At 63.9% G+C, this 20,373-nt stretch carries 21 protein-coding genes and 1 riboswitch; of the genes, 7 read left to right on the forward strand and 14 right to left on the reverse strand.

All coding sequences use genetic code 11. The features are described 5' to 3' along the window. Positions 1 to 8: 8 nt before the first annotated feature. The 8 genes from AC6CH8_RS06785 to hemE all read right to left on the reverse strand — a co-directional run bounded on the left by AC6CH8_RS06785 (position 9) and on the right by hemE (position 8,515). Entirely contained in the window at positions 9 to 1,088 is a 1,080-nt protein-coding gene (locus tag AC6CH8_RS06785) for an LLM class flavin-dependent oxidoreductase (RefSeq protein WP_498189511.1), read from the reverse strand. Further along, complete coding sequence (gene hemB / locus AC6CH8_RS06790; RefSeq protein ID WP_179017115.1) at positions 1,088 to 2,068, reverse strand: porphobilinogen synthase; 981 nt, start codon at positions 2,066 to 2,068, stop codon at positions 1,088 to 1,090. The genes AC6CH8_RS06785 and hemB overlap by 1 nt, the downstream gene beginning before the upstream one ends. Continuing rightward, positions 2,065 to 2,919, reverse strand: a complete 855-nt coding sequence (locus AC6CH8_RS06795; protein WP_498189514.1) for a uroporphyrinogen-III synthase — start codon at positions 2,917 to 2,919, stop codon at positions 2,065 to 2,067. The genes hemB and AC6CH8_RS06795 overlap by 4 nt, the downstream gene beginning before the upstream one ends. 10 nt (positions 2,920 to 2,929) lie before the next feature. Then, positions 2,930 to 3,928, reverse strand: coding sequence for a hydroxymethylbilane synthase (hemC, locus tag AC6CH8_RS06800; protein ID WP_420178498.1), 999 nt, complete (start codon positions 3,926 to 3,928; stop codon positions 2,930 to 2,932). Further along, the gene (locus tag AC6CH8_RS06805) at positions 3,925 to 5,148 is read right to left on the reverse strand and encodes a ferrochelatase (protein ID WP_498189516.1); all 1,224 of its coding nucleotides are present in this window, start codon (positions 5,146 to 5,148) and stop codon (positions 3,925 to 3,927) included. The genes hemC and AC6CH8_RS06805 overlap by 4 nt, the downstream gene beginning before the upstream one ends. Further along, the gene (gene hemQ, locus AC6CH8_RS06810) at positions 5,145 to 5,846 is read right to left on the reverse strand and encodes a hydrogen peroxide-dependent heme synthase (protein WP_091468698.1); all 702 of its coding nucleotides are present in this window, start codon (positions 5,844 to 5,846) and stop codon (positions 5,145 to 5,147) included. The genes AC6CH8_RS06805 and hemQ overlap by 4 nt, the downstream gene beginning before the upstream one ends. Positions 5,847 to 5,933: 87 nt before the next feature. Then, on the reverse strand, positions 5,934 to 7,394 hold the full coding sequence (hemG, locus tag AC6CH8_RS06815; RefSeq protein WP_498189518.1) for a protoporphyrinogen oxidase: 1,461 nt from the start codon (positions 7,392 to 7,394) through the stop codon (positions 5,934 to 5,936). Positions 7,395 to 7,399: 5 nt separating this feature from the next. Continuing rightward, on the reverse strand, positions 7,400 to 8,515 hold the full coding sequence (gene hemE, locus AC6CH8_RS06820) for a uroporphyrinogen decarboxylase (protein WP_498189520.1): 1,116 nt from the start codon (positions 8,513 to 8,515) through the stop codon (positions 7,400 to 7,402). 158 nt (positions 8,516 to 8,673) lie between these two features. Here hemE and AC6CH8_RS06825 point away from each other — a divergent pair, with 158 nt between their 5' ends. Then, positions 8,674 to 9,996, forward strand: coding sequence for a glutamyl-tRNA reductase (locus tag AC6CH8_RS06825; protein ID WP_091468705.1), 1,323 nt, complete (start codon positions 8,674 to 8,676; stop codon positions 9,994 to 9,996). A gap of 60 nt (positions 9,997 to 10,056) precedes the next feature. On the opposite strand, the gene moeB is transcribed toward AC6CH8_RS06825, so the two are convergent. Further along, a complete protein-coding gene (moeB, locus tag AC6CH8_RS06830) occupies positions 10,057 to 11,259 on the reverse strand; it encodes a molybdopterin-synthase adenylyltransferase MoeB (protein WP_498189521.1) in 1,203 nt (400 codons plus the stop codon). Positions 11,260 to 11,265: 6 nt separating this feature from the next. Here moeB and AC6CH8_RS06835 point away from each other — a divergent pair, with 6 nt between their 5' ends. From AC6CH8_RS06835 to AC6CH8_RS06845, 3 genes are read left to right on the forward strand one after another with little or no spacing between them, the layout of a single operon-like run. Further along, positions 11,266 to 12,000 (forward strand): TetR/AcrR family transcriptional regulator, encoded by a 735-nt coding sequence (locus tag AC6CH8_RS06835; protein ID WP_091468709.1) that lies wholly within the window; start codon positions 11,266 to 11,268, stop codon positions 11,998 to 12,000. A 50-nt stretch (positions 12,001 to 12,050) separates the two neighbouring features. Continuing rightward, positions 12,051 to 12,275: a DUF3107 domain-containing protein gene (locus tag AC6CH8_RS06840; protein WP_091468712.1), complete on the forward strand. Its 225-nt coding sequence runs from the start codon at positions 12,051 to 12,053 to the stop codon at positions 12,273 to 12,275. A gap of 38 nt (positions 12,276 to 12,313) precedes the next feature. After that, complete coding sequence (locus tag AC6CH8_RS06845) at positions 12,314 to 12,616, forward strand: hypothetical protein (protein WP_017198593.1); 303 nt, start codon at positions 12,314 to 12,316, stop codon at positions 12,614 to 12,616. A 75-nt stretch (positions 12,617 to 12,691) separates the two neighbouring features. On the opposite strand, the gene AC6CH8_RS06850 is transcribed toward AC6CH8_RS06845, so the two are convergent. From AC6CH8_RS06850 to thiO, 4 genes are all read right to left on the reverse strand, one after another. Beyond that, entirely contained in the window at positions 12,692 to 13,027 is a 336-nt protein-coding gene (locus AC6CH8_RS06850) for a 4a-hydroxytetrahydrobiopterin dehydratase (RefSeq protein ID WP_091468714.1), read from the reverse strand. A 13-nt stretch (positions 13,028 to 13,040) separates the two neighbouring features. Next, positions 13,041 to 13,838 (reverse strand): thiazole synthase, encoded by a 798-nt coding sequence (locus tag AC6CH8_RS06855; protein ID WP_091468716.1) that lies wholly within the window; start codon positions 13,836 to 13,838, stop codon positions 13,041 to 13,043. Positions 13,839 to 13,840: 2 nt separating this feature from the next. After that, on the reverse strand, positions 13,841 to 14,077 hold the full coding sequence (gene thiS / locus AC6CH8_RS06860; protein WP_054809343.1) for a sulfur carrier protein ThiS: 237 nt from the start codon (positions 14,075 to 14,077) through the stop codon (positions 13,841 to 13,843). Beyond that, complete coding sequence (thiO, locus tag AC6CH8_RS06865; protein WP_498189522.1) at positions 14,074 to 15,342, reverse strand: glycine oxidase ThiO; 1,269 nt, start codon at positions 15,340 to 15,342, stop codon at positions 14,074 to 14,076. Before thiO ends, thiS begins: the two co-directional genes overlap by 4 nt. Beyond that, a riboswitch (TPP riboswitch) is annotated at positions 15,335 to 15,453 on the reverse strand. It overlaps the preceding gene by 8 nt. A gap of 27 nt (positions 15,454 to 15,480) precedes the next feature. Here thiO and thiE point away from each other — a divergent pair. Next, positions 15,481 to 16,152, forward strand: a complete 672-nt coding sequence (thiE, locus tag AC6CH8_RS06870; protein WP_498189524.1) for a thiamine phosphate synthase — start codon at positions 15,481 to 15,483, stop codon at positions 16,150 to 16,152. 30 nt (positions 16,153 to 16,182) lie between these two features. On the opposite strand, the gene AC6CH8_RS06875 is transcribed toward thiE, so the two are convergent. Next, positions 16,183 to 16,851 (reverse strand): ferritin-like fold-containing protein, encoded by a 669-nt coding sequence (locus tag AC6CH8_RS06875; RefSeq protein WP_498189526.1) that lies wholly within the window; start codon positions 16,849 to 16,851, stop codon positions 16,183 to 16,185. Between the two features lie 41 nt (positions 16,852 to 16,892). Between AC6CH8_RS06875 and AC6CH8_RS06880 the strand changes: the two genes are divergently transcribed. Together AC6CH8_RS06880 and AC6CH8_RS06885 are read left to right on the forward strand one after the other, a co-directional pair. Further along, positions 16,893 to 18,377 (forward strand): RNB domain-containing ribonuclease, encoded by a 1,485-nt coding sequence (locus AC6CH8_RS06880; protein ID WP_498189528.1) that lies wholly within the window; start codon positions 16,893 to 16,895, stop codon positions 18,375 to 18,377. Between the two features lie 277 nt (positions 18,378 to 18,654). Continuing rightward, positions 18,655 to 20,367 carry a DEAD/DEAH box helicase gene (locus AC6CH8_RS06885; protein WP_420178509.1) on the forward strand — a complete coding sequence of 571 codons (1,713 nt, stop codon included), beginning with the start codon at positions 18,655 to 18,657 and terminating at the stop codon, positions 20,365 to 20,367. Positions 20,368 to 20,373 lie beyond the last annotated feature (6 nt).

A 20,373-nucleotide genomic window follows, 5' to 3' on the forward strand; every position in this document is an offset into this window, starting at 1 on the left:
GCTGCCACCTAGGATGCTGCGGCCAGCAACTCAGCAACCCTCGGGGCTACCTCGGTGCCGTAGAGCTCGATACAGCGCATCATGGATTGATGCGGCAATGTTCCATTGCTGTATTTGAGGTCGAAGCGGTCCACGCCAAGGTTCCGCTTGAGCAGGGCGATTTTCTGCGCCACGGTTTCCGGTGAGCCGACGTAGAGAGCACCTTCGGGGCCGCACATGGCATCAAACTCGCCACGGTTCCCTGGACCCCAGCCGCGTTCGGAACCGATCCTGTTACGTTGCTCCAGCCAATGCGGGAAGAGTTCCTCGCGGGCAGCATCGTCCGTGTCAGCGATGAAACCGGGTGAGTGCGTTGCGATCTGACGCATCGGATGGCCGTACTTGGCCATCGCCTCGCGGTACAGGTTGACCAGCGGTGCGAAGCGGCGGGGCTCACCCCCGATGATGGCGAAAATGATGGGGTACCCATATTCGGCACAGCGCAGCACGGACTCAGGTGTACCTCCGACGCCAATCCAGGCCGGCAGCAAGTGGTGCTGCAATTTGGGGTATACCTGCAGCCCGTTGACGTTGGGCCGCGTGCGGCCCTCCCAATGAACCGGTTTCTGTGCCCGAACCTTGTCGAACAGCTCCAGTTTTTCCTCGAACAGGACTTCGTAGTCCGCCAGGTCCAAGCCAAACAGCGGGAACGACTCCACGAACGAACCCCTGCCGAGCATTACCTCAGCCCTGCCGTTGGACAACGCGTCCACTGTGGCGAAGCGCTGGAAAACCCGGATCGGATCATCTGAACTGAGCACGGTAACGGCCGACCCCAAGCGAATCCGTGAGGTAACTGCGGCTGCCGCTGCAAGGAAGACCTCGGGCGCGGACACAGCGAAATCGCGGCGGTGGTGTTCGCCCACACCAAAGGCATGGATTCCGACGGCGTCAGCCAGCTTCGCTTCCTGCAGCAACTCACGCAGGACGCGCGCATGCTCCTTCGGGTTCCCATCGGCATCCACACCGGCGTCGCCAAAAGTGTTCAGGCCGAGCAGGATCTCGTTGGCCCCTACCGGAGCGGTGGGCTCGGAGGAAACAGATGTCATCAGGACTCCTTCAGCCAGCCTGCCAGTTCGGAGGCCCAGTAGGTCAGGACGGTGTCTGCTCCGGCACGCTTGATGCCGAGGACGGATTCGGTGATGGCACCGCGCCTGTCGATCCAGCCGTTGGCCGCGGCCGCTTCGATCATGGCGTACTCGCCAGAGATTTGGTAGGCCGACACCGGCACAGGGCTCATGGCTGCAACGTCGGCCAGGATGTCCAGGTAACTCATTGCGGGCTTGACCATGACCATGTCGGCGCCCTCTTCGAGGTCCAGCTCAACTTCCAGGATGGCCTCCCGACGGTTGGCAGCGTCCATCTGGTAGGTCCGGCGATCGCCCTTGAGCTGGGAATCCACGGCCTCACGGAAGGGGCCGTAGAACGCTGACGCGTACTTGGCAGCATAGGCAAGTACGGCCGTGTTCTTGTGTCCGGATTCCTCCAGTGCTTGACGGATCACCGCTATCTGGCCGTCCATCATTCCCGAGGGGCCCAAGACGTGGGCTCCGGCGTCGGCCTGGGCGACTGCCATCCGGCCATAGATCTCCAGCGTGGCGTCGTTGTCCACATAGCCATCGGAATCAAGGACGCCGCAGTGGCCGTGGTCCGTGAATTCGTCGAGGCAAACGTCGCCCATGATGACCAGGTCATCGCCGACCTCGGCCTTGACGTCACGAATGGCCTTGTTCAGGACGCCTTCAGGGTCCAGCGAGGCGGTGCCTTGCGCGTCACGTACCGCGGGCACGCCGAACAGCATGATGCCGCCGACGCCCAACTCCACGGCTTCCGCGGCCGCCCGCTTCAGGGACTCGGTGGTGTGCTGGACGACCCCCGGCATGGAACTGATGGGGCTCGGCTCGGTAAGTCCCTCCCGGATGAACGCTGGAAGGATCAGGTCCGCGGGCGCCAGACGGGTCTCGGCGGTGAGCCTGCGCATGGCGGGAGTTGTGCGCAAGCGGCGGGGACGATGGTTCGGAAAGCTCATTGCGGGTTCCCTTCGTTGGCGAAAATAGACTCCAGGGCGGCCACAATGCCGTCCGGGGTTGGTTCTTTGGCTGTGACTGCAACGGCGAGGCCGATCCGCGAGGCCTCTGCCGCCGTCGGACGCCCGATGGCGACTAAGCGGCAGGTGCCCAAAGCAGGAAATAATTGGGCGATACGACGTGCAGCGCTGGGAGAAGCAGCCACTATTGCGTCCAGGGTTCCGGCATCGAGTGCGGTTCGTGCCTCTTCAGGGCTGAGCGTTGCCGGAACGTCTGGTGCGGAAAGCACGACGCCGGACGGTAGTTCCGCTGTGAGGCGGACTTCCGCACGGGCTGGGTAATCGACCGTGTGGTAGGCGACAACGGTCGTCACGTCCGCGCCGGTGGCGGCCAGGCCGTCCCGCAGGCCGGGCGAAGCGATGTCAGCCTGAGGCAGGAAAACCCTTCCATTGGACGCCTCCCATACAGCAAGCAAACCCTCGGCCGACTGGACTTCCGCCGGCGCCAAGGCGACAGTGAGGCCGACGGATTCAAGGACCTGACGGGATGAGGGACCGATGGTGGCCACCTTCGTATCGGCTGGGACAAGGTCAGCGAGGGCGATGCCGCGCTGAGAAGCTTTCTCCAACAGAACCCGCACGGTAGTGACGCTGCTGATCACCATCCAGTCGAAGTCGCCGGCCACCAAACGGTCCAAGGCCGCGTCAAGGGGAACCTGGTTCCCCGCCTTCTCAAAATCGATGAGCGGCAGCACCAGTGGCTCCGCTCCCAAACCGGTCAAAAGCGACGCCAGCGGACGCGCACGGTCGGCGGTCCTGGTAATCAGGACGCGCCGACCGGTCAGCCCGTTCAATTCATGCGTCTCAGGACGCCGCAAGGTCCGCGATCTCCGCGGCGCCGGCAGCGAGCAGGAGCTCCGCCACTTCGATGCCGAGCAACGTGGCTCCGACTTCCGTGAGGCCGTCGGTGGCTTTCTTCTCGCGCACAGTCTTGGTGCCATCCACGGCACAGACCACTGCTTCAAGGTGCAGCATGCTGCCCTTGCGGAAGGCGTAGGCACCCACGGGAGCTGCACAACCGGCTTCAAGCCTGGCCAGGACTGCACGCTCGGCCGTGACGGCGAGGCGGGTGTCGTCGTCGTTCAGCGCCGCAAGGGCCTGCGCGAGCACGCCGTTTGACCCTTCGGTGGAACCCGCTGTACGCGGGGCGTCGTTGGTCCGGCATTCAATGGCCAACGCTCCCTGTCCGGGCGCGGGAAGCATGACGTCGGATTCGAAGAACTCGCTGACAGTGTCCAGGCGGTCCATGCGCTCCAAGCCCGCAGCAGCCAACACCACGGCGTCGAGGTCACAGGACTTGCCCGGAACAACCTCTTCGGTGAGGTTTCCGGGCAAACCCGGGACACGACCGAGGCGAGTGTCCACATTCCCACGGATATCGAGTACCTCGATATCCGGACGTGCAGCCCGAAGTTGAGCGGCACGCCGTGGCGAGCCTGTGCCTACTTTGGCACCGCCCGGCAGCTCGGCAAGAGTCATACCGTCGCGTGCACAGAGAACGTCACGGACATCCACCCGCTTGGGAGTTGCTGCGATGCTCAGGCCAAGTGCGGCTCCCGTGGGCAGGTCCTTCAGGGAGTGCACGGCGACATCACAGGTATCAGCGAGAAGGGCATCACGCAGGGCAGCAACGAACACGCCTGTGCCGCCCATCTGGGAAAGGGATCCGGTTTTGACGTCGCCCTCGGTCTTGATGTGCACGAGCTCTACGGGGAAGCCGCCGACGGCAGCCAACTGGTCCGCTGTTTGCTGCGTCTGCGTCAGGGCAAGTTTGCTCGCCCTGGTGCCGATGCGAACAGTCACTTGGCAGCCTCCGGAGCCGGGTAGGCGTCGTGGCCGATACCGATTCCGGCGCCAACTTCGGAGATGACGGGTTTTGCCCCGCGGAAGTTCTCGCAGCAGTTGGGACGGCAGACGTCGTACCAAGGGCCCAGGTCGGTGACGTGGGGACGTTCGGCGATGTTGTTGTCCACTGTGCGTTCGCAGATCAGGTCCACGAGGCCGGACACGAAAGCCGCGTGCGTACCCGGTGTGGGCACACGGGTGGCCTCGATGTCCAGGTTCTTGCAGGTTTCCAGTGCCTCGGTGTCCAAATCCCAGGCAACTTCCATATGGTCGCTGACAAAGCCAAGGGGAACTATGACCACACCGCGGACGCCCTCGGGGGCGATCTCCTCAAGGTGGTCATTGATGTCCGGTTCCAGCCAGGGAATGTGCGGCGCGCCCGAGCGGGACTGGTACACGAGGTCCCACGCCACGTTCGGCGCCACAGCGTCCATGATGGCTTTGGCATTGGCAAGGTGCTGTGCAGCGTAGGCGGAACCTTCCGCAAATTCGCGCGGCTCGTCTTCGGACCTGCCTGCGGCCTCTGCATCCCGGGTAGGAATGGAGTGGGTGGCGAACAGCACTCGAATTTTCGAATCCGGGTCCGTTTCGCCAGCGGCGGCGAGCTTCCCACGGATCTCCTCCAGGCCGGCGGCAGTTCCCTCAAGGAACGGCTGCACTACGCCGGGGTGGTCGAAGTACTGACGGATCTTGTCCACTTCAAGCTTGCCGTCCAAACCGGTTTCGGTCAGCGCAATACCAATGTCTTCGCGGTACTGGCGGCAGCTGGAGTAACAGGAGTAGATGCTGGTGGTGAGCATCAGGATCCGGCGGTGTCCGGCGTCGTAAGCGTCCTGCAGGACCGGGGCGATGTACGGGTCCCAGTTCCGGTTGCCCCAAAGGACCGGCAATTCGATCCCCCGCTGTGCCAGTTCGGCCTCGATCGCGGCCTTCAGCTCACGGTTCTGCTGGTTGATGGGGCTGATTCCGCCAAAAGCCCGGTAGTGGTGCGAGACCTCTTCGAGGCGCTCGTCCGGGATCCCGCGGCCACGGGTGACGTTGCGCAGGAAGGGAATGACGTCATCCTGGCCTTCAGGACCACCAAAGGATGCGAGCAGCACGGCGTCGTACCGCTTGGGTTCCTGCCGCCCACGCTCAGTGACGGCGTTCGGTGCTGTGGAGATAACGGGCTGGGTCATGCCAGGACCTCGGCAATCTCGGCAGCCGTGACGCGGCGGCCGGTATAGAAGGGGATTTCTTCGCGGACGTGGTGTCGCGCTTCCGTGGACCGCAGGTGGCGCATCAGGTCCACGAGGTCCACCAGTTCAGGTGCTTCAAGGCCGAGGATCCATTCCCAGTCGCCTAGGGCAAACGAGGAGACGGTGTTGGAAATGACCTGCGGGAATTCGCGCCCAAGAAGGCCATGGTCGCGGAGCATCTTGCCGCGCTCGTCCGTGGGCAGCAGGTACCACTCGTAGGAACGCACAAACGGGTAGACGCAGAGCCAAGTGCTGGGCTCGACACCGCGTGCGTAGGCGGGCACGTGGCTCTTGGAGAACTCAGCTTCGCGGTGCACGCCCATGGCGGACCAGACGATGTCTGTTCCCGCGAAGAGCTTGCTCCGGCGGATGGACCGAACAGCTGCCTGCAGGTCCTCCGGCTTGGGCCCATGGAGCCACACCATGATGTCAGCGTCCGAGCGCATGGCCGAGACGTCGTAGCTGCCCCGGAGGATCACGCCGCCCTCCGCGAGCTTCTCCGCAAGGGCTTCGAATTCCTGTGCAGCATCGCCGCTGCGCAGGACGTCGGCCGAGCGCTTGAAGACCGTCCACAGGGTGTAGAACTGTTCTTCGGTTTCAGCAGTTTTAGTGACAGATTCGGCAGAAGTGTGGCTCATGGTTCAAGTTTGCCCCGTGCCAGCCCCTAAGTCGAAACGGATCAGTTCTACAAGCCGTAGAAGTGATGCAAATCACAAATCTGACAGTCAGCCGGCCCGTACGGCGGCGAGTTGCGCCCGCGTGTCAGCCACAACTGCGGCAAGGCCGTTTCCGGCCAACCAGCCGCCCACCACGCTAAGACCGTCCGCTGCGGCGCACACCTGGCGGACCTGCGCCACGCGCTGTTTATGACCGACGGCGGCGAACGGCAAGGCGCCCGCCCACCGCACCACATCCCAGTCAACGATGTCCGCCTGCGAAATGGGAACGGTCAGCAGTGTGGAAGCATCCTCCAACGCCGCCGCCAGCAGAGATTCGTCATCGAGGACAACATCCCCGCCCCCGCCAGCTTCTTCACGCCGGCCGTAGGAAAGGCGCAAGACGTGCGTGCCGGGACCGGCTTCGTCGGCCAGCCAATCCCACTTGGCCGTTGCATGAGTCAGCGCCTTGGCCCTGATCCCCGGGGTTTCAGGCGCCACCAGGATCCCCGTCCCCCGCGGCCTGCCGTCGAGCTGGGGCAAGTCCACCACCATCGTCACAAGACTCACCAGCGGACCGGGAGCCGGGCGGAGGCTGGACAGCTCAGGCAAGGACTTCTCCAGCAACCCAACAGCGGCCGGGCCGTCAAGCGCGACCACCAGGCGGCCGGCGTCGTACGTGGCATTCCCGGCGGTGACCCGCCAGCCCTCCGGTGCCTTCACGACGTCGTCGGCGTGTTGACCCGTGAGCAACTCGACTCCACGCTCCCGGAGGTCCGCCACGAGCGCGTCCACCAGGGTGTTCATTCCACCCCTCAAGCCCGCGACGGCGGAACCCGCCTTGGCCGGACCAGACGCGCCGCCGGAACCCTTGGCGGCTTTGCGTTGAGCCGCCACAGCGGCGGCGAGTGAGCCCTGGGCGCGAATCCCAGCGCGCAGCCCCGGGGCCACCATGTCAACGTCCAAGAGGGCAGGGTCGGCCGAGTGAACGCCGCCCACTACGGGTGAAACAAGCCGTTCAAGAACTTTTTTGCCCATGCGGGCGCGGACCAAAGAGGAAACGCTGGTGACGTCCGAAGACGTGCCAACAGAGGCCGGGAGCCAGCGGTCCAAGGAGGCCCTGATGGCTCCGGCGAGGCCCAGGGAACGCCGTACCTCCGGGTCCCACGGGTTCGCCGGAATCCCAAGCACTCCCGTTTTTGGGAGCTCCTGCGGGCCGTCCGGCAGCTGCACCCAAGCACCGCCCGGGTGCGGAGCTACGATCCTGTCCGCCAGTCCAAGTTCACGTGCGAGGTCGGCTACAGCTGTGGACCGGGTGGCGAACGATTCCGCCCCGCTGTCCAGGTGCAGCCCGGCAACAACATGGCTACCCACGCAGCCGCCCCAGGCCTGGCTTGCCTCAAGGACAGTAACCGCAGAACCGGCCAGGGCCAGTTCCCGTGCGGCGATCAGGCCCGAGATGCCACCGCCCACCACGACGGCGGCTGGTCCTGCGACTGTTGCCTTGGGCGTTGGGTGTCCCCCGCGCATTGTTCCTACTTCGCGGGGATGGAGTGAATGAGCTCCACGACGCGCGTCAGGACTGTGGGGTCCGTTTCGGGAGGAACTCCGTGGCCGAGGTTCAGTACGTGGCCCGGGGCGTGGGAACCGGCGGCGATGACTTCGCGGACGTGGGCTTCAAGGACCTCCCACGGGGCAGACAGAAGCGCGGGGTCGATGTTGCCCTGCAGCGGCACGGTGCCACCGAGACGACGGTTGGCCTCGTCCAGGGGCAGCCGGTAGTCCACGCCCACGACGTCCACTCCGACGTCGCGCATGGCAACCAGCAGTTCGGAGGTGCCGGTGCCGAAGTGGATCAGCGGTGCCCCGAGTCCACGGACATGGTCAAGCGCGCGGGTAGATGCCGGCGCCACGTACTTGGTGTAGTCAGCCAGGCCCAGGGATCCGGCCCACGAGTCAAAGAGCTGCGCTGCCGAAGCGCCTGCCTCAAGTTGGGCCTGGAGGAACATGCCTGAAGTGTCGGCAGCCCAGTTGGCCAGCGCGGCCCAGGTCTCGGGATCCGCGTGCATCATGGTCCGCGGGCCGAGGTGGTCACGCGAGGGCTTCCCTTCAACCATGTAGGCGGCAAGGGTGAACGGTGCACCGGCGAAGCCAATAAGCGGCGTCTTTCCCAGCTCGGCAACCGTCAGGCGGACGGCTTCACGGATGGGCTCCAGCGCTTCCCACGTCAGCGTGGGCAGGGCAGCAACGTCGGCTGCTGTCCGGACCGGCTTATCCAGGACGGGTCCCACGCCGGGGACGATGTCCACACCGACACCGGCGAGCTTCAGCGGAATGACGATGTCCGAGAAGAAGATGGCGGCGTCCACATCGTGGCGGCGAACAGGTTGGAGGGTAATCTCGGCGGCGAGTTCCGGGCGGAGGCAGGAGTCCAGCATGGCCACGCCCTCGCGCACCTTCAGGTACTCCGGAAGGGAACGGCCAGCCTGGCGCATGAACCACACCGGCCTGCGAGAGGGGGTGCCGCCGCGGTATGCCGTAATCAGCGGCGAGTCCGAGGTCCGACCGTCCTTCAGCGGGTGGTTGGCGTCGAGGGTTCCCGCCGGGGCGTTGGAGGCCGTACTGTTGGATGCTGCCGCGCTAGAAGTCATGCCTTCGATTGTGCCGAAAATCCGGGGCAAAAGATAACGACAAGCTGTCACGTCGCGCCCCGCCCGGGCCGTTGTGGCCGGGATCACCCGCCTTCGTGTGGATCACCACGGCGCCACATTGTTCTACCGGGCTACGAAAAAGCTATGATTGGGGTGCTGTGGTTCTTTTCTCATTGGTGGCTACACACGCCGACATCGACCTCGAAACCGTCGCTCAGTTGAGCAACGGTTCCTCTGAGCTTGCCTCGGCAGCCCTGACAGATTCCTCTGTGGTCTCCGGAGCCGTGGTTCTGGCCACGTGCAACCGCTACGAGGTTTACGGCGAAACTGCCAACGGCGCTGACCTTGAGGCAGCCCGTTCCGCCCTCGTTTCGCAGATCAGCGAACTCAGCGGCCTCAACGAGCAACTCGTCTCCCGCTCTTTTGCCACACACACCGGCCCGGACGTTACCCGGCACCTCTTCGCTGTGAGCGCCGGACTGGATTCAGCCGTAGTGGGTGAGCGTGAAATCGCCGGTCAGGTCCGCCGTGCATTGATCACCGCCCAGCAGGAAGGCACGGCCAGCTCCGGCCTCGTGCGTCTTTTCCAGGCAGCTTCCAAGACCGCCAAGGATGTAGGCGCGCAGACTGCCCTCGGCTCGCGTGGTCTTTCGATCGTGTCTGTCGCGTTGGACCTGGCCACGGACCTCGCCGAGAACGACGATTGGTCCACCAAGAAAGTGGTGGTCTTCGGAACCGGTGCCTACGCCGGCGCCACCATGTCGCTGCTCCGTGAGCGTGGCTGCACGGATGTTTCCGTCTATTCTTCTTCCGGCCGCGCCGAAGGTTTCGTCGCGACCCGCGGTGGAACAGCACTCGACGCCGACACCCTTCCCGCTGCTGTTGCCGCAGCTGATGTCATGATCGGCTGCAGCGGTTCCGACAACCGGGTGGAGGCCGCGGACCTTGCCCGTGTCCGGGCAAGTTCGGGCAAACCCTTGATCGCAATCGACCTCGCCCTCACCCATGATTTCGACCCCGCAGTAGGCGAACTCGACGGCGTTGAACTCCTGACGCTCGAATCCGTTCGACTCGCGGCCCCCCAGGAACAGGCAGAGTCACTCTCGCAGGCCAGCGCAATCGTCAACGGTGCCGCAACGTCATTCGAGTCAGAACGCGAAGCCCGCTCCGTGGACACCGCCATCGTGGCGCTCCGCCGCCACACCATGAACGTCCTGGACGCGGAAATGGAAAAAGTCCGCGCCCGTCACGGCTGTACTGCCGCTGCCGAAGAGGTGGAATTCGCCCTGCGCCGGATGGTCAAGCAGCTCCTGCACATCCCCACCGTCCGGGCGCGTGAACTCGCGGCAAACGGCCAGCAGGACGACTACGTTGCCGCGCTCGAGGCCCTCTACGGCATCCAGGTGGAACAGCCCCGGGCCGTTGCCCCGTCCGCTGAGTGCCCGGTTGACCACGAGCAACTCCGCTCCGAAAGCGCCTAGCCGCCAGATTGCCGCCCGCCGGTCAGCCGGCCTGCGTTAGCTGGGCGCCCACCTCTCCGCCTAGTAGACGGGCTTCTGCGGCTCCACATCCCGCACCCAGGCGAGAATACCGCCGTCGAGATGGCTGATGCGGGTGTAACCCGCCTTTTGTGCCGCTTCCAGGACTGCAGCCGAGCGCGTCCCCGCCTTGCAGTGGAACACTATGTCTTTGTCCTGCGGCAGCTCTACCCACGCCTCGCCGGAGAGAATGCGGCCCTGCGGAATGAGCCGCGAGCCATCGATACTGACGATGCTGTGCTCGCCGGACTCACGGACATCCACGAGTTCGAAGTCCCGCTCCCCCAGCTCCCGTTCGGCAAGCATCCCGGCGAGGTCCTTGGCGGTAACAGTGTGAGCCTGGTCCGTGGCTGCCGGTGGCGTCACGCCGCAGAAGGCTTCGTAGTCGGTCAGTTCAGTGATGGGTTCGGCTTCCGGATCCTTGGAGACCTTGATCTCGCGCCAGCTGCCGCCAAGGGCATCGAAGAGCGCCACACGGCCGAGCAAGGAACGTCCGACGCCGGTGATCAGCTTCACGGCCTCAGTCACCATGAGCGATCCAACCGCTGCGCACAGCATGCCGAACACCCCGCCTTCGCCACAGGACGGCACAGACCCGGCGGGAGGCGCTTCAGGATAGAGATCCCTGTAGGTGGGCCCGTGATCGGCCCAGAAGACGCTCACCTGGCCGTCAAAACGGAAGATGGAGCCCCAGACATAAGGCTTACCGAGGATGGCAGCGGCGTCGTTCACGAGGTATCGCGTGGCGAAGTTGTCGGCGCCGTCCAGGATGAGGTCATATTGCGCAAACAGCTCCAGCGCGTTTGAAGAGTCGAGCCGGATGTCATGCAGGACCACGTTGACCAAGGGGTTGAGCTCTGCAATGGCATTGCGCGCGGATTCGATCTTGGGCGTACCCACGTCCTTCACACCATGGATGACCTGTCGCTGCAGGTTGCTGAGGTCCACCACGTCGTCGTCCACAATGCCAAGAGTGCCCACGCCTGCGGCGGCCAGGTAAAGCAGAGCCGGGGACCCGAGGCCTCCGGCGCCGATGACGAGGACTTTGGCATTCTTAAGCCTGCGTTGGCCCAGGGCGCCAATTTCGGGAATGATGAGATGCCGGGAGTACCGCTCCACCTCGGCCGGAGTGAGTTCGGCGGCAGGTTCGACGAGGGGCGGCAGGACAGCGGGCGCAGCAGTGTGGGCAGCAACAATTGAGGCCATACCCCAATGTATGCCTGCAGATGCCGCGCGGTCATATTACCCCCCGGTAGAGTAGTCATAACTGCAAAGGAAAGGCGGCAGACTGTGGCTGACGGCACACGGGCAAACGATGGAGCACCGGCCAAGCTGGAACGGGCAGGTACAACGCGTTCACCAAGGTTGCCGCGGGACGAGCGCCGCGCACAGTTGCTGAACGCGGCATTGGAAGTTTTCGTCTCCAACGGTTTCCACGGCGCGGCCATGGACGAAATCGCGGAAGCCGCACATGTGAGCAAACCAGTGCTTTACCAGCACTTCCCGTCCAAGCGTGAGCTTTATATGGCTCTCTTGGACAGCCACCTGGCAACCTTGACGCAACTGATGCTCGACGCCTTGAACTCCACCACGGACAACAAGGAACGCGTCAAGGCCGTCATGCGCGCCTACTACAGGTTCATCGCCGACGACGACCAAGCCCACCGCCTGGTGTTCGAGTCCGACCTCATCAACGACCCCGACGTCAGTTCGCGTTTGGAGACTTTCAACAAAACGTTCGCGGACGCCGTGGCCCACGTGATTGCGGAGGACACCAAACTGCCCCCGCTTGAAGCGCAGCTGCTTGGGCGTGGTTTGGCCGGAATGGCGCAGGTCAGTGCCCGGTATTGGCTTGAAACGGATGGAAACCTGGACCTCGATGTGGCCAGCGATCTGATCTATCGTTTAGCTTGGCGCGGAATCAGTCGTTTCCCCAAAGAGTCCTAGGCTACAAATAGAGGACTGACTTAACCCTTGATTGGCTTGGAGGCCTTGCTGTGGAAGTAAAGATCGGCATTCAGAATGTTGGCCGTGAGATCGTGCTCGAATCCTCTTTGGATGCCGATGCTGTTGCCAAGATCGTGGCCGAGGCCGTGACCAAGGGCTCCGAACTTCGCCTTACGGACGAGAAGGGCCGCCAGATCATCGTTCCGGGCAACGTCCTGGGCTACGTGGAGATCGGCGCCGAGGAAGTCCGCCGCGTAGGCTTCGGCGCCCTCTAGCCCAATCCCCACGTCTCGTCGTCCGCTAAGGAGTTTTCATGCTTTCTCTCGTCGTGGTGGTTTTGGCCACCATTGCCACCGGATTCATCGTGTGGGCCAACGACAAGCGGCACGGCAAATACGGGATCGCGCTGCCTGCCGGCGTCTCAGCAGCTGTCGGCACCCTGAGCTGGATCGCTTTCATCAGCGCCGGATTGGGCTACCAGCCGGGCGCCACATGGATTCCTTGGGTCCTGCCCATTGTGCTCGGGACCGCCGCTGCGGTTGCCGTGGTGCTCTTCCTGGGCCGGACCCGAACGAAACACGACACTGCGGCGCTCACCAAGGCGTTGCGGCTTTAGGGCCTTAAGCCCGCGAGATGGCAGTTAACACCAATGGCCAAGCTTGGGATTGGTGTTAACTGCCATCTCGGCTCTTTACGACGCCGGATACCGCTCAGGCTGCGCAGCTGCGCCTACCCTTGCGGCCGCTTCGCTCACAGCGGTAGCAGCCGCAACGTCACGTTTGGTCACTTGGCCGCCCGCATCGTGGGACACGTAGCGGAGAAAAACCCTGTTGTAGCGCCACTCCAGATCCGGATGATGATTTTGGTCCTCGGCGATCTCTCCAACCGCGGCGATGAGCGCTAGCGCGTCCGCCGCCGTCGAGGTTTTATATACGGTCACCAAGCCACCTTGGTACTTCCAGTCCGGAAGGTCCCCGAGGGCATCATTGATGGCTGCTTCAGTCAGTTGGTCTTCCGTGCCTGCCATGACTGCTCTTTCATCAGAGGAACTCTGCCCGGCCCTCCATCGCCGAGGATGCGAGCGCGTGCTCCCGCCGCGGGATCCGGCCCGCCTGCTTGGCCAGCCTACCGGCGATCACAGCGTGTTTGAAGGCCTCGCCCATCTGCACCGGGTTCTGCGCCCGCGTTACGGCGGTGGCAAGCAGGACGGCGTCGCAGCCCAGTTCCATGGCAAGGGCAGCATCGGAGGCCGTCCCGATCCCGGCATCCAGGACCACGGGTACGGAGGCCCGGGACACGATGAGCTCAATGTTGTGGGGGTTCAGGATGCCAAGGCCCGTCCCGATGGGCGATCCCAAGGGCATCACGGCTGTTGCACCCAGGTTCTCGAGCCTGAGCGCGAGTACGGGATCGTCATTGGTGTAAGCGAATACCTTGAAGCCTCGGTTCACCAGCTGCTCCGTTGCATCCACCAGTTCGACGGCGTCTGGAAGGAGCGTGTGTTCGTCCGCGATGACTTCCAGCTTCACCCAATCGGTCTCAAGTGCTTCCCGGGCCAGTTCAGCAGTCATCACGGCGTCCTTGGCCGTGAAACAACCAGCAGTATTGGGTAGCACGCGGATGTCATGGTCCACCAGCAGCTGGAACAGCGAGCCCGTTTCGGCGGGTGAATAGCGACGCATCGCCACCGTGGTGAGCTCGGTCCCCGAAGCGAGGAGCGCTGCTCCCAAGCCATCGAGGCTCGGCGCGCCTCCGGTACCCATGATGAGGCGGGAACCGAATTCGACGCCGTCGATCACCAGTGCGTCGGTGCGAACGTCAACGTTTGCTGTTGTCATGATTAGCCTCCCTGGACTGCTGTTACGAGTTCAAGTTCGTCTCCGTCGGAGAGCGCTGTCACGGCCCATTGGCTGCGCGGCACGACCTCGGAATTGCGTGCGACAGCGACTCCCAGCTTGCCGCCGTCGGCCGCTTGTCCGCGAGGGTCCAAGGCGCGACCGGTGACGGCGGTGACGAGGGTACTGACGGATGCGTCGTCAGAGACTGCGTGGTCGGTTCCGTTCACTTTGATGTTCATGCTGTTTCCTTGGTGGTGGTTCGGGCTGCTGGTGTAAGTGCTCGGGCAACAGGGGCGTTGCCCGCGAAACGATGGGGCAGGAAGGGGGCCCACCGGGAGTCCGTGGAGCCTTTGAGGAGTTCCCCCACGATCTTGGCGGCCACCGGAGTCAGGAGGACTCCGTGGCGGAAGAATCCTGTGGCAACCACCAGGCCGTCGATGTCACCGTTGGAAACACCGACCCGTCCGAGCAGTGGAGCGTTGTCCGGAGTTCCGGGCCGGGCGCGGGCGGTTGCTTCAAGGAGTTCCAGTTCAGCCACTGCGGGGACCAATACTTGGGCGTCCCTCAGCAATTGGTAAACGCCACCCGCCGAGACCGCGTTGGAAGAGGCTGACAACCCGTCTTCGCGTTGCGTGGCTCCAATCACCACAGTTCCGTCGTCCCGGGGCACGATGTAAACCGGTACCCCGCGAACCATCCCGCGAATCGTTGATGTGACCAAGGGCCGCAAGTGATCGGGGACGCGAAGCCGGAGGATGTCCCCGTAGACCGGCCTTACGGGAAGCGTGAGGCCCTCAGGGAGACCGGAGAGTTGGGACGCCCCGAGCCCGTTGGCCACCACCGTTTCTCCGGCGTGAACGGTGACTCCTGAGTCCAGTGCCACGCCTGTGACACGCCCGCCTTCCCACAGCAAACCGCGCGCCCTGGAAGCAATGGCGAATCCGTCATCGGCTCCCGACACCCAGGAACTGTCATTGGGCGAATGGGCTGCCAGTCCTGCCAGGAGGCATGCCGCGAGTTTCCTTGGATCGACTTGGTGGTCGGCAGGTATATCGAAAGCACAGGAGATCTGCGGGCTGAGGAGCGGCTCACGCTGCCTCGCGTCCCGCAGAGCGATAGGTTCGACTTCCAGGCCAGCCGCAAGCTGGACCGACCTTAAGTCTGCGAGCGCCCGGCGGTCGGCTGCGTCGGCACCCACGGCGAGGGTCGGCGTCGTGCGATATCCGTTGTCCTCCGCGCCTTTATGCAGGCCGTCCACGAAGGAGGGCCAGAGCTGGGAAGACTCAAGCATTAACTCAAGAAGGTCTTCTTCCTGGTAATGGAGTTCGCTGACGGGTGCAAGCATGCCTGCCGCTGCGAAGGACGCGCCGGAAGCGGGAGCGGGGTCGATCAGCGCAACTGAACGGCCCAATCGCCGGGCTTCGTGAGCGATGCCGAGGCCGATGACGCCGCCACCAATGACGGCAACGTCTGCCTGGAGGCGGGTATGGCGGGAATCTGCCATTCGTTTCCTTCCCTACGCCGGTACTAGCCGGATCAGGTCAAGCGGTCGGCGCTGAAGCCCTCTCAGCCGGACAGTCATATGACGAATGTCGCGGCTCCCGCAGTACGAGCCCAGTTTAGAGGAACTACTCTGGTTCCCATGACTCAGCCTGACGCTCTTGCCTCCGCCCGCCTTTACCTGTGCACCGATGCCCGTAAGGAGCAGGGCGATTTTGAGGACTTTGTGGACGCCGCTTTCGAAGGCGGTGTGGACATCATCCAACTCCGCGACAAGACGCTGGAAGCTGCCGAGGAACTGGAGATGTTGACCGTCCTGCGGAGCGTCGCACAACGGCACGGACGGCTTTGGGCGGTCAACGACCGGGCCGATGTTGCCAGCATTTCCGGGGCTCCCGTCTTCCACATCGGGCAAAAGGACCTGCCCCTGACTGCAGCCCGGACCCTCCTGCCGAACGCCACCGGCATAGGCCTCTCCACCCACACAACCGAACAAATCGATGCCGCTGTGGCCACCTCCCAAGGGCCCCTGGGACTGGACTATTTCTGCGTGGGTCCGGTCTGGGCAACACCCACCAAACCCGGTCGCGCTGCTGTCGGTTTGGACCTGGTCACATATGCCGCAGAAGCGGTCAAGCGCTCGGGCGACGGTGTGACCCTCCCTTGGTTCGCCATTGGTGGCATCGATCTCAGCAACGTTGAACAGGTTGTGAAAGCGGGCGCCGGCCGGATCGTGGTGGTCCGCGCCATCACAGCGGCACCGGACCCGACGGCGGCGGCCAAGTCGCTGCTGGAAGCCTTGGATTCCGTCTAGGGAAGCCGGAGGTTCCGCGCGATCCGCGGGCTAGGCGGTCAGGCCGAGGCCAGTCATCCGGCGGGCGTGCTTTTCGGCGAGCTCCGTCGTCAGCCTTTTCGCCGCGGCACGCGTGTCCCCGCCGCTTTTCAGCATCGGCCCCAGCAGGGGGTGTTCCATGCCCACGCGTTGCGCCTGCGTCAGCGCTTCCCCCACCAAGCGGCGGCCCCACAGCGCCAATCGCGAAGCGAGGCGCGGGTCATCTGCCAAGGCCCGCCTGAGCAGGACGCGAAGGACTTCCGTGGCCTGATCGGGTGAAGCAACGCGCTCAACGAAATGCTGCGTTGTCGGGTCGAGGAACATCGAGACAGCCCTATAGAAATCCGATGACACAGTATCGATGACATAGGCCTTCATCACGGATTCGAACCAGTCCCCCGGCTTGGTGCGCTCGTGGAAGTGATCGAAGGAGCGCTGAAACGGCAGCATGGCACGTTCGGGATCCAGACCCATCTCCGACAGGCGGTCGTTGAGGAGGGCGAAGTTTCCGTAGGCCCCCACTGCGATCTTCGCGAGCACTGACCTGTCGTGAAGCGTGGGTGCATAGCGGGAATCCAGGGAGAGCCGCCCGAAGGCGGACAGTTCGCCATACGCCATGGCTCCAAGCAACTCCGCTGAGAGTTGCCCGGCATAGGCTGCGGCGTCCGGGGAAGTGCCCATGATCCAAGACTATCGGCCCATTTCGGGCTAACCTGATTTTCGTGTCACATCATCGGATTGCGCCCAACGTCGACGACTCGTCGGACCAGCTCGCCTCGGCCCTCGCCGCCCTAAGGACGGAGCTGGAACTCCCCGGCGAATACCCGGCAGAAGCTGTGGAGGAGGCACGGGAAGCGGTGGAGGCCCTTGAGCTGCCGGCCCAGGACCTGCGGGATATCCCTTTTGTGACCATCGACCCCGCGACGTCCACCGACCTGGACCAGGCTCTGTTCATTGAAAGGGCCGGTGATGGGTACAAGGTCCTCTATGCCATCGCCGATGTGCCTTCCTTCGTGGCTCCCGGCGGCGCGCTGGATACCGAAACGCGTCAACGCGGGCAGACGTTCTACGCCCCTGACGGGCGGATCCCGCTGCATCCGGAGGTCATCAGTGAGAACGCGGGAAGCCTGCTGGCCGACCAGGATTGCAGCGCGTTCGTTTGGGATTTCGACCTGGACGGGAAAGCTGAAATTTTGGCCGTCACCGTTGCCCGTGCGACTGTGCGCAGCAGGGCAAAGCTGAGCTACAAGGGCACACAACAGCAGATCGACGACGGTACTGCCCCGCCGGTTCTCCAGCTACTCAAAGAAGTGGGCCTGAAGCGCGTTGAACTGGAACGTCAACGCGGCGGCGCAAGCCTCAACATGCCGGAACAGGAGATAGTCCAGGCGACTGACGGCGGCGGGTACAGAATCGCGGCAGCACCGTCCCTGCCGGTTGAGGATTGGAACGCGCAGATCTCCCTCATGACCGGCATGGCCGCCGCGCAGATGATGCTCGATGGAAAAGTGGGCATCCTGCGCACCATGCCCGCACCTGATGATCGGTCACTGCTCCATTTCAAGCGGCAGACCACTGCCCTCGGCAAACCCTGGGACGGAGAGGTCAGCTACGGCGAATACCTGCGGACCCTGGATGCATCCGATCCCAAACAGCTTGCGATCCTGCATTCGGCCGGAACGTTGTTCCGCGGTGCAGGCTACACGCCCTTTGACGGTGATGTTCCGGCCAATGTGATCCAAGCAGCTATCGGGGCTCCCTATGCCCACACCACAGCACCCTTGCGGCGCCTCATTGATCGCTTTGTCCTGGTGATCTGCGAAGCCCTCAGCAATAACCAGGACATTCCGGCATGGGCGCGTGAAGCCCTCCCGTCGTTACCCGAGATCATGGCATCCTCGGATCAGTTGGCCGGACGCCTCGAACGGGCGGCATTGGACACAGTAGAAGCGGCGCTCGTTGCCAACCACATCGGCCAGGAATTCGAGGCTGTTGTCATTTCCGGGTCCAAACCCTCCAACGGAGCCGCCCGTGGAAACGGCAACGGCAATGGAAACGGCAACGGGCCCTTTGGCGTCGTGCAAATCGCGGACCCCGCTGTCACGGCCCGGTGCGACGGAGAAATGGAGTCCGGAACCAAGGTTCGGGTGCGCCTGCTGAAGGCTGATATCGCCAGCCGGGAGATCCGGTTTCAGTTGCTGCCCTGAAGCCGTTCATCCGGCAATCCGGGCTTTCCGGCCCCCAGAGGATAGACTGGGCTTGTAGTAATGGATGCCCGGTCGTTGATTCAGTTAATTTTTGAACTCAACAAGCCCGCCCCTACGCGATCTTGAGATGTACCAACTGGTCACCAGTGCCAGTACTTAGATAGCCCGCGATCGGCTTCCACTGGACTTGCTTGCGCGCCCGTTCGTGCTCCGGTACGGCTCCGCCGCCGCCGTTGAGCATGCAGCGCCAATGCCCAAATGAATAAGGAAACTCCCTGTGAGTGAATTGCATACCCACGAAGTCCTGACGGACTCCACCGGAACCGAATCAATCGAACCCGAGGAAACGATCATCTCGGATGAGACGCCCCACGAGATCGAAGAGAAGTCGTTCGCTGATTTTAACGTGCGCGCCGACATCGTTGAGTCCTTGGCCGACGCTGGCATCACGCACCCCTTCCCCATCCAGGCCATGACCCTGCCGGTCGCCTTGAGCGGCCACGACATCATCGGCCAGGCCAAGACGGGAACGGGAAAGACGCTTGGGTTCGGCATTCCCGCCCTCCAGCGCGTAGCCGGCCGCGACGACGCCGGTTACGAAAAGCTTGCTGTCCCGGGCGCACCCCAGGCCTTGGTGATCGTCCCCACGCGTGAACTCGCGGTGCAGGTTGCCAACGATCTCCAGACCGCGTCACGCAAGCGCAACGCCCGCATCGCCACCATCTACGGCGGCCGTGCGTACGAGCCGCAGGTTGATGCCCTGCAGAAGGGCGTCGAAATCGTAGTGGGCACGCCCGGCCGGCTGATCGATCTCTACAAGCAGAAGCACCTCAGCCTCAAGAACGTCAAGATGGTCATCCTTGACGAAGCCGATGAAATGCTGGACCTCGGCTTCCTGCCCGACGTCGAAACGCTGATTGCGGGCACCCCCGCCGTTCGGCAGACGCTTCTCTTCTCGGCAACGATGCCCGGCCCCGTCATCGCGATGGCCCGCCGCTACATGACGCAGCCCACCCACATCCGTGCGGCTGACCCGAATGATGAAGGCCTCACCAAGCGCGACATCCGCCAGCTCATCTACCGTGCCCACAGCATGGACAAGACCGAGGTTGTGGCCCGCATCCTGCAGGCCCGCGGACGTGGCCGCACCATCATCTTCACCAAGACCAAGCGCACCGCCGCGAAGGTTGCCGAGGAACTCGTAGACCGCGGCTTCGCAGCTGCAGCCATTCACGGCGACCTTGGCCAGGGCGCCCGCGAGCAGGCGCTCCGCGCTTTCCGCAACAACAAGGTTGACGTCCTGGTGGCCACCGACGTCGCAGCCCGCGGCATCGACGTCGATGACGTCACCCACGTCATCAACTACCAGTGCGTGGAAGACGAAAAGATCTACCTGCACCGCGTTGGCCGTACCGGTCGCGCGGGCAACAAGGGCACGGCCGTCACGTTTGTTGACTGGGACGACATGCCTCGCTGGGGCCTGATCAACAAGGCCCTGGGACTCAGCGTTCCCGAGCCCGTTGAGACGTACTCCTCTTCGCCGCACCTGTTCTCCGATCTCGACATCCCCGAGGGCACCAAGGGCCGCCTGCCGCGCAACAAGCGCGTCCTCGCCGGCGTCGACGCCGAGGTCCTTGAGGACCTGGGCGAGACGGGCAAGAAGAACGCCCGCTCCGGCGGCTCCGGCCGGGATGGCGGACGAGACGGCAAGCGCGACGGTGGTCGCGATGGCGGCCGTGGCCGCTCCGGCAGGTCCGGTGACGCCGAGTCCAGCGAATCCAAGGGCGAGGGTGGTCGTAACCGTACGCGCCGCCGTCGTACTTCTGATGGTGAGGCAGCCCCGGCTGCCGGCGCCTCGGAGACCCGCACCGCCACTGCGGACAATGCGGAGAAGCCGTCACGTACGCGTCGGACCCGCACGCGTCGTCGCAACGGCGAAGTGGTTTCCGGAGAGACCGCAGCTGCCCAGTCCGGCAGCACCGAGGCCTAAAAACCT

The sequence above is a fragment of the Paenarthrobacter sp. GQ52 genome, assembly GCF_059759005.1.

What these genes read in the sequence shown, in the direction of transcription:
- AC6CH8_RS06785 (WP_498189511.1), bottom strand. Translation starts at nt 1,088, where the DNA reads ATGACATCTGTTTCCTCCGAGCCCACCGCTCCGGTAGGGGCCAACGAG.
- hemB (WP_179017115.1), bottom strand. Translation starts at nt 2,068, where the DNA reads ATGAGCTTTCCGAACCATCGTCCCCGCCGCTTGCGCACAACTCCCGCC.
- AC6CH8_RS06805 (WP_498189516.1), bottom strand. Translation starts at nt 5,148, where the DNA reads ATGACCCAGCCCGTTATCTCCACAGCACCGAACGCCGTCACTGAGCGT.
- hemQ (WP_091468698.1), bottom strand. Translation starts at nt 5,846, where the DNA reads ATGAGCCACACTTCTGCCGAATCTGTCACTAAAACTGCTGAAACCGAA.
- hemG (WP_498189518.1), bottom strand. Translation starts at nt 7,394, where the DNA reads ATGCGCGGGGGACACCCAACGCCCAAGGCAACAGTCGCAGGACCAGCC.
- hemE (WP_498189520.1), bottom strand. Translation starts at nt 8,515, where the DNA reads ATGACTTCTAGCGCGGCAGCATCCAACAGTACGGCCTCCAACGCCCCG.
- moeB (WP_498189521.1), bottom strand. Translation starts at nt 11,259, where the DNA reads ATGGCCTCAATTGTTGCTGCCCACACTGCTGCGCCCGCTGTCCTGCCG.
- AC6CH8_RS06835 (WP_091468709.1), top strand. Translation starts at nt 11,266, where the DNA reads ATGTATGCCTGCAGATGCCGCGCGGTCATATTACCCCCCGGTAGAGTA.
- AC6CH8_RS06845 (WP_017198593.1), top strand. Translation starts at nt 12,314, where the DNA reads ATGCTTTCTCTCGTCGTGGTGGTTTTGGCCACCATTGCCACCGGATTC.
- AC6CH8_RS06850 (WP_091468714.1), bottom strand. Translation starts at nt 13,027, where the DNA reads ATGGCAGGCACGGAAGACCAACTGACTGAAGCAGCCATCAATGATGCC.
- AC6CH8_RS06855 (WP_091468716.1), bottom strand. Translation starts at nt 13,838, where the DNA reads ATGACAACAGCAAACGTTGACGTTCGCACCGACGCACTGGTGATCGAC.
- thiS (WP_054809343.1), bottom strand. Translation starts at nt 14,077, where the DNA reads ATGAACATCAAAGTGAACGGAACCGACCACGCAGTCTCTGACGACGCA.
- thiO (WP_498189522.1), bottom strand. Translation starts at nt 15,342, where the DNA reads ATGGCAGATTCCCGCCATACCCGCCTCCAGGCAGACGTTGCCGTCATT.
- thiE (WP_498189524.1), top strand. Translation starts at nt 15,481, where the DNA reads ATGACTCAGCCTGACGCTCTTGCCTCCGCCCGCCTTTACCTGTGCACC.
- AC6CH8_RS06875 (WP_498189526.1), bottom strand. Translation starts at nt 16,851, where the DNA reads ATGGGCACTTCCCCGGACGCCGCAGCCTATGCCGGGCAACTCTCAGCG.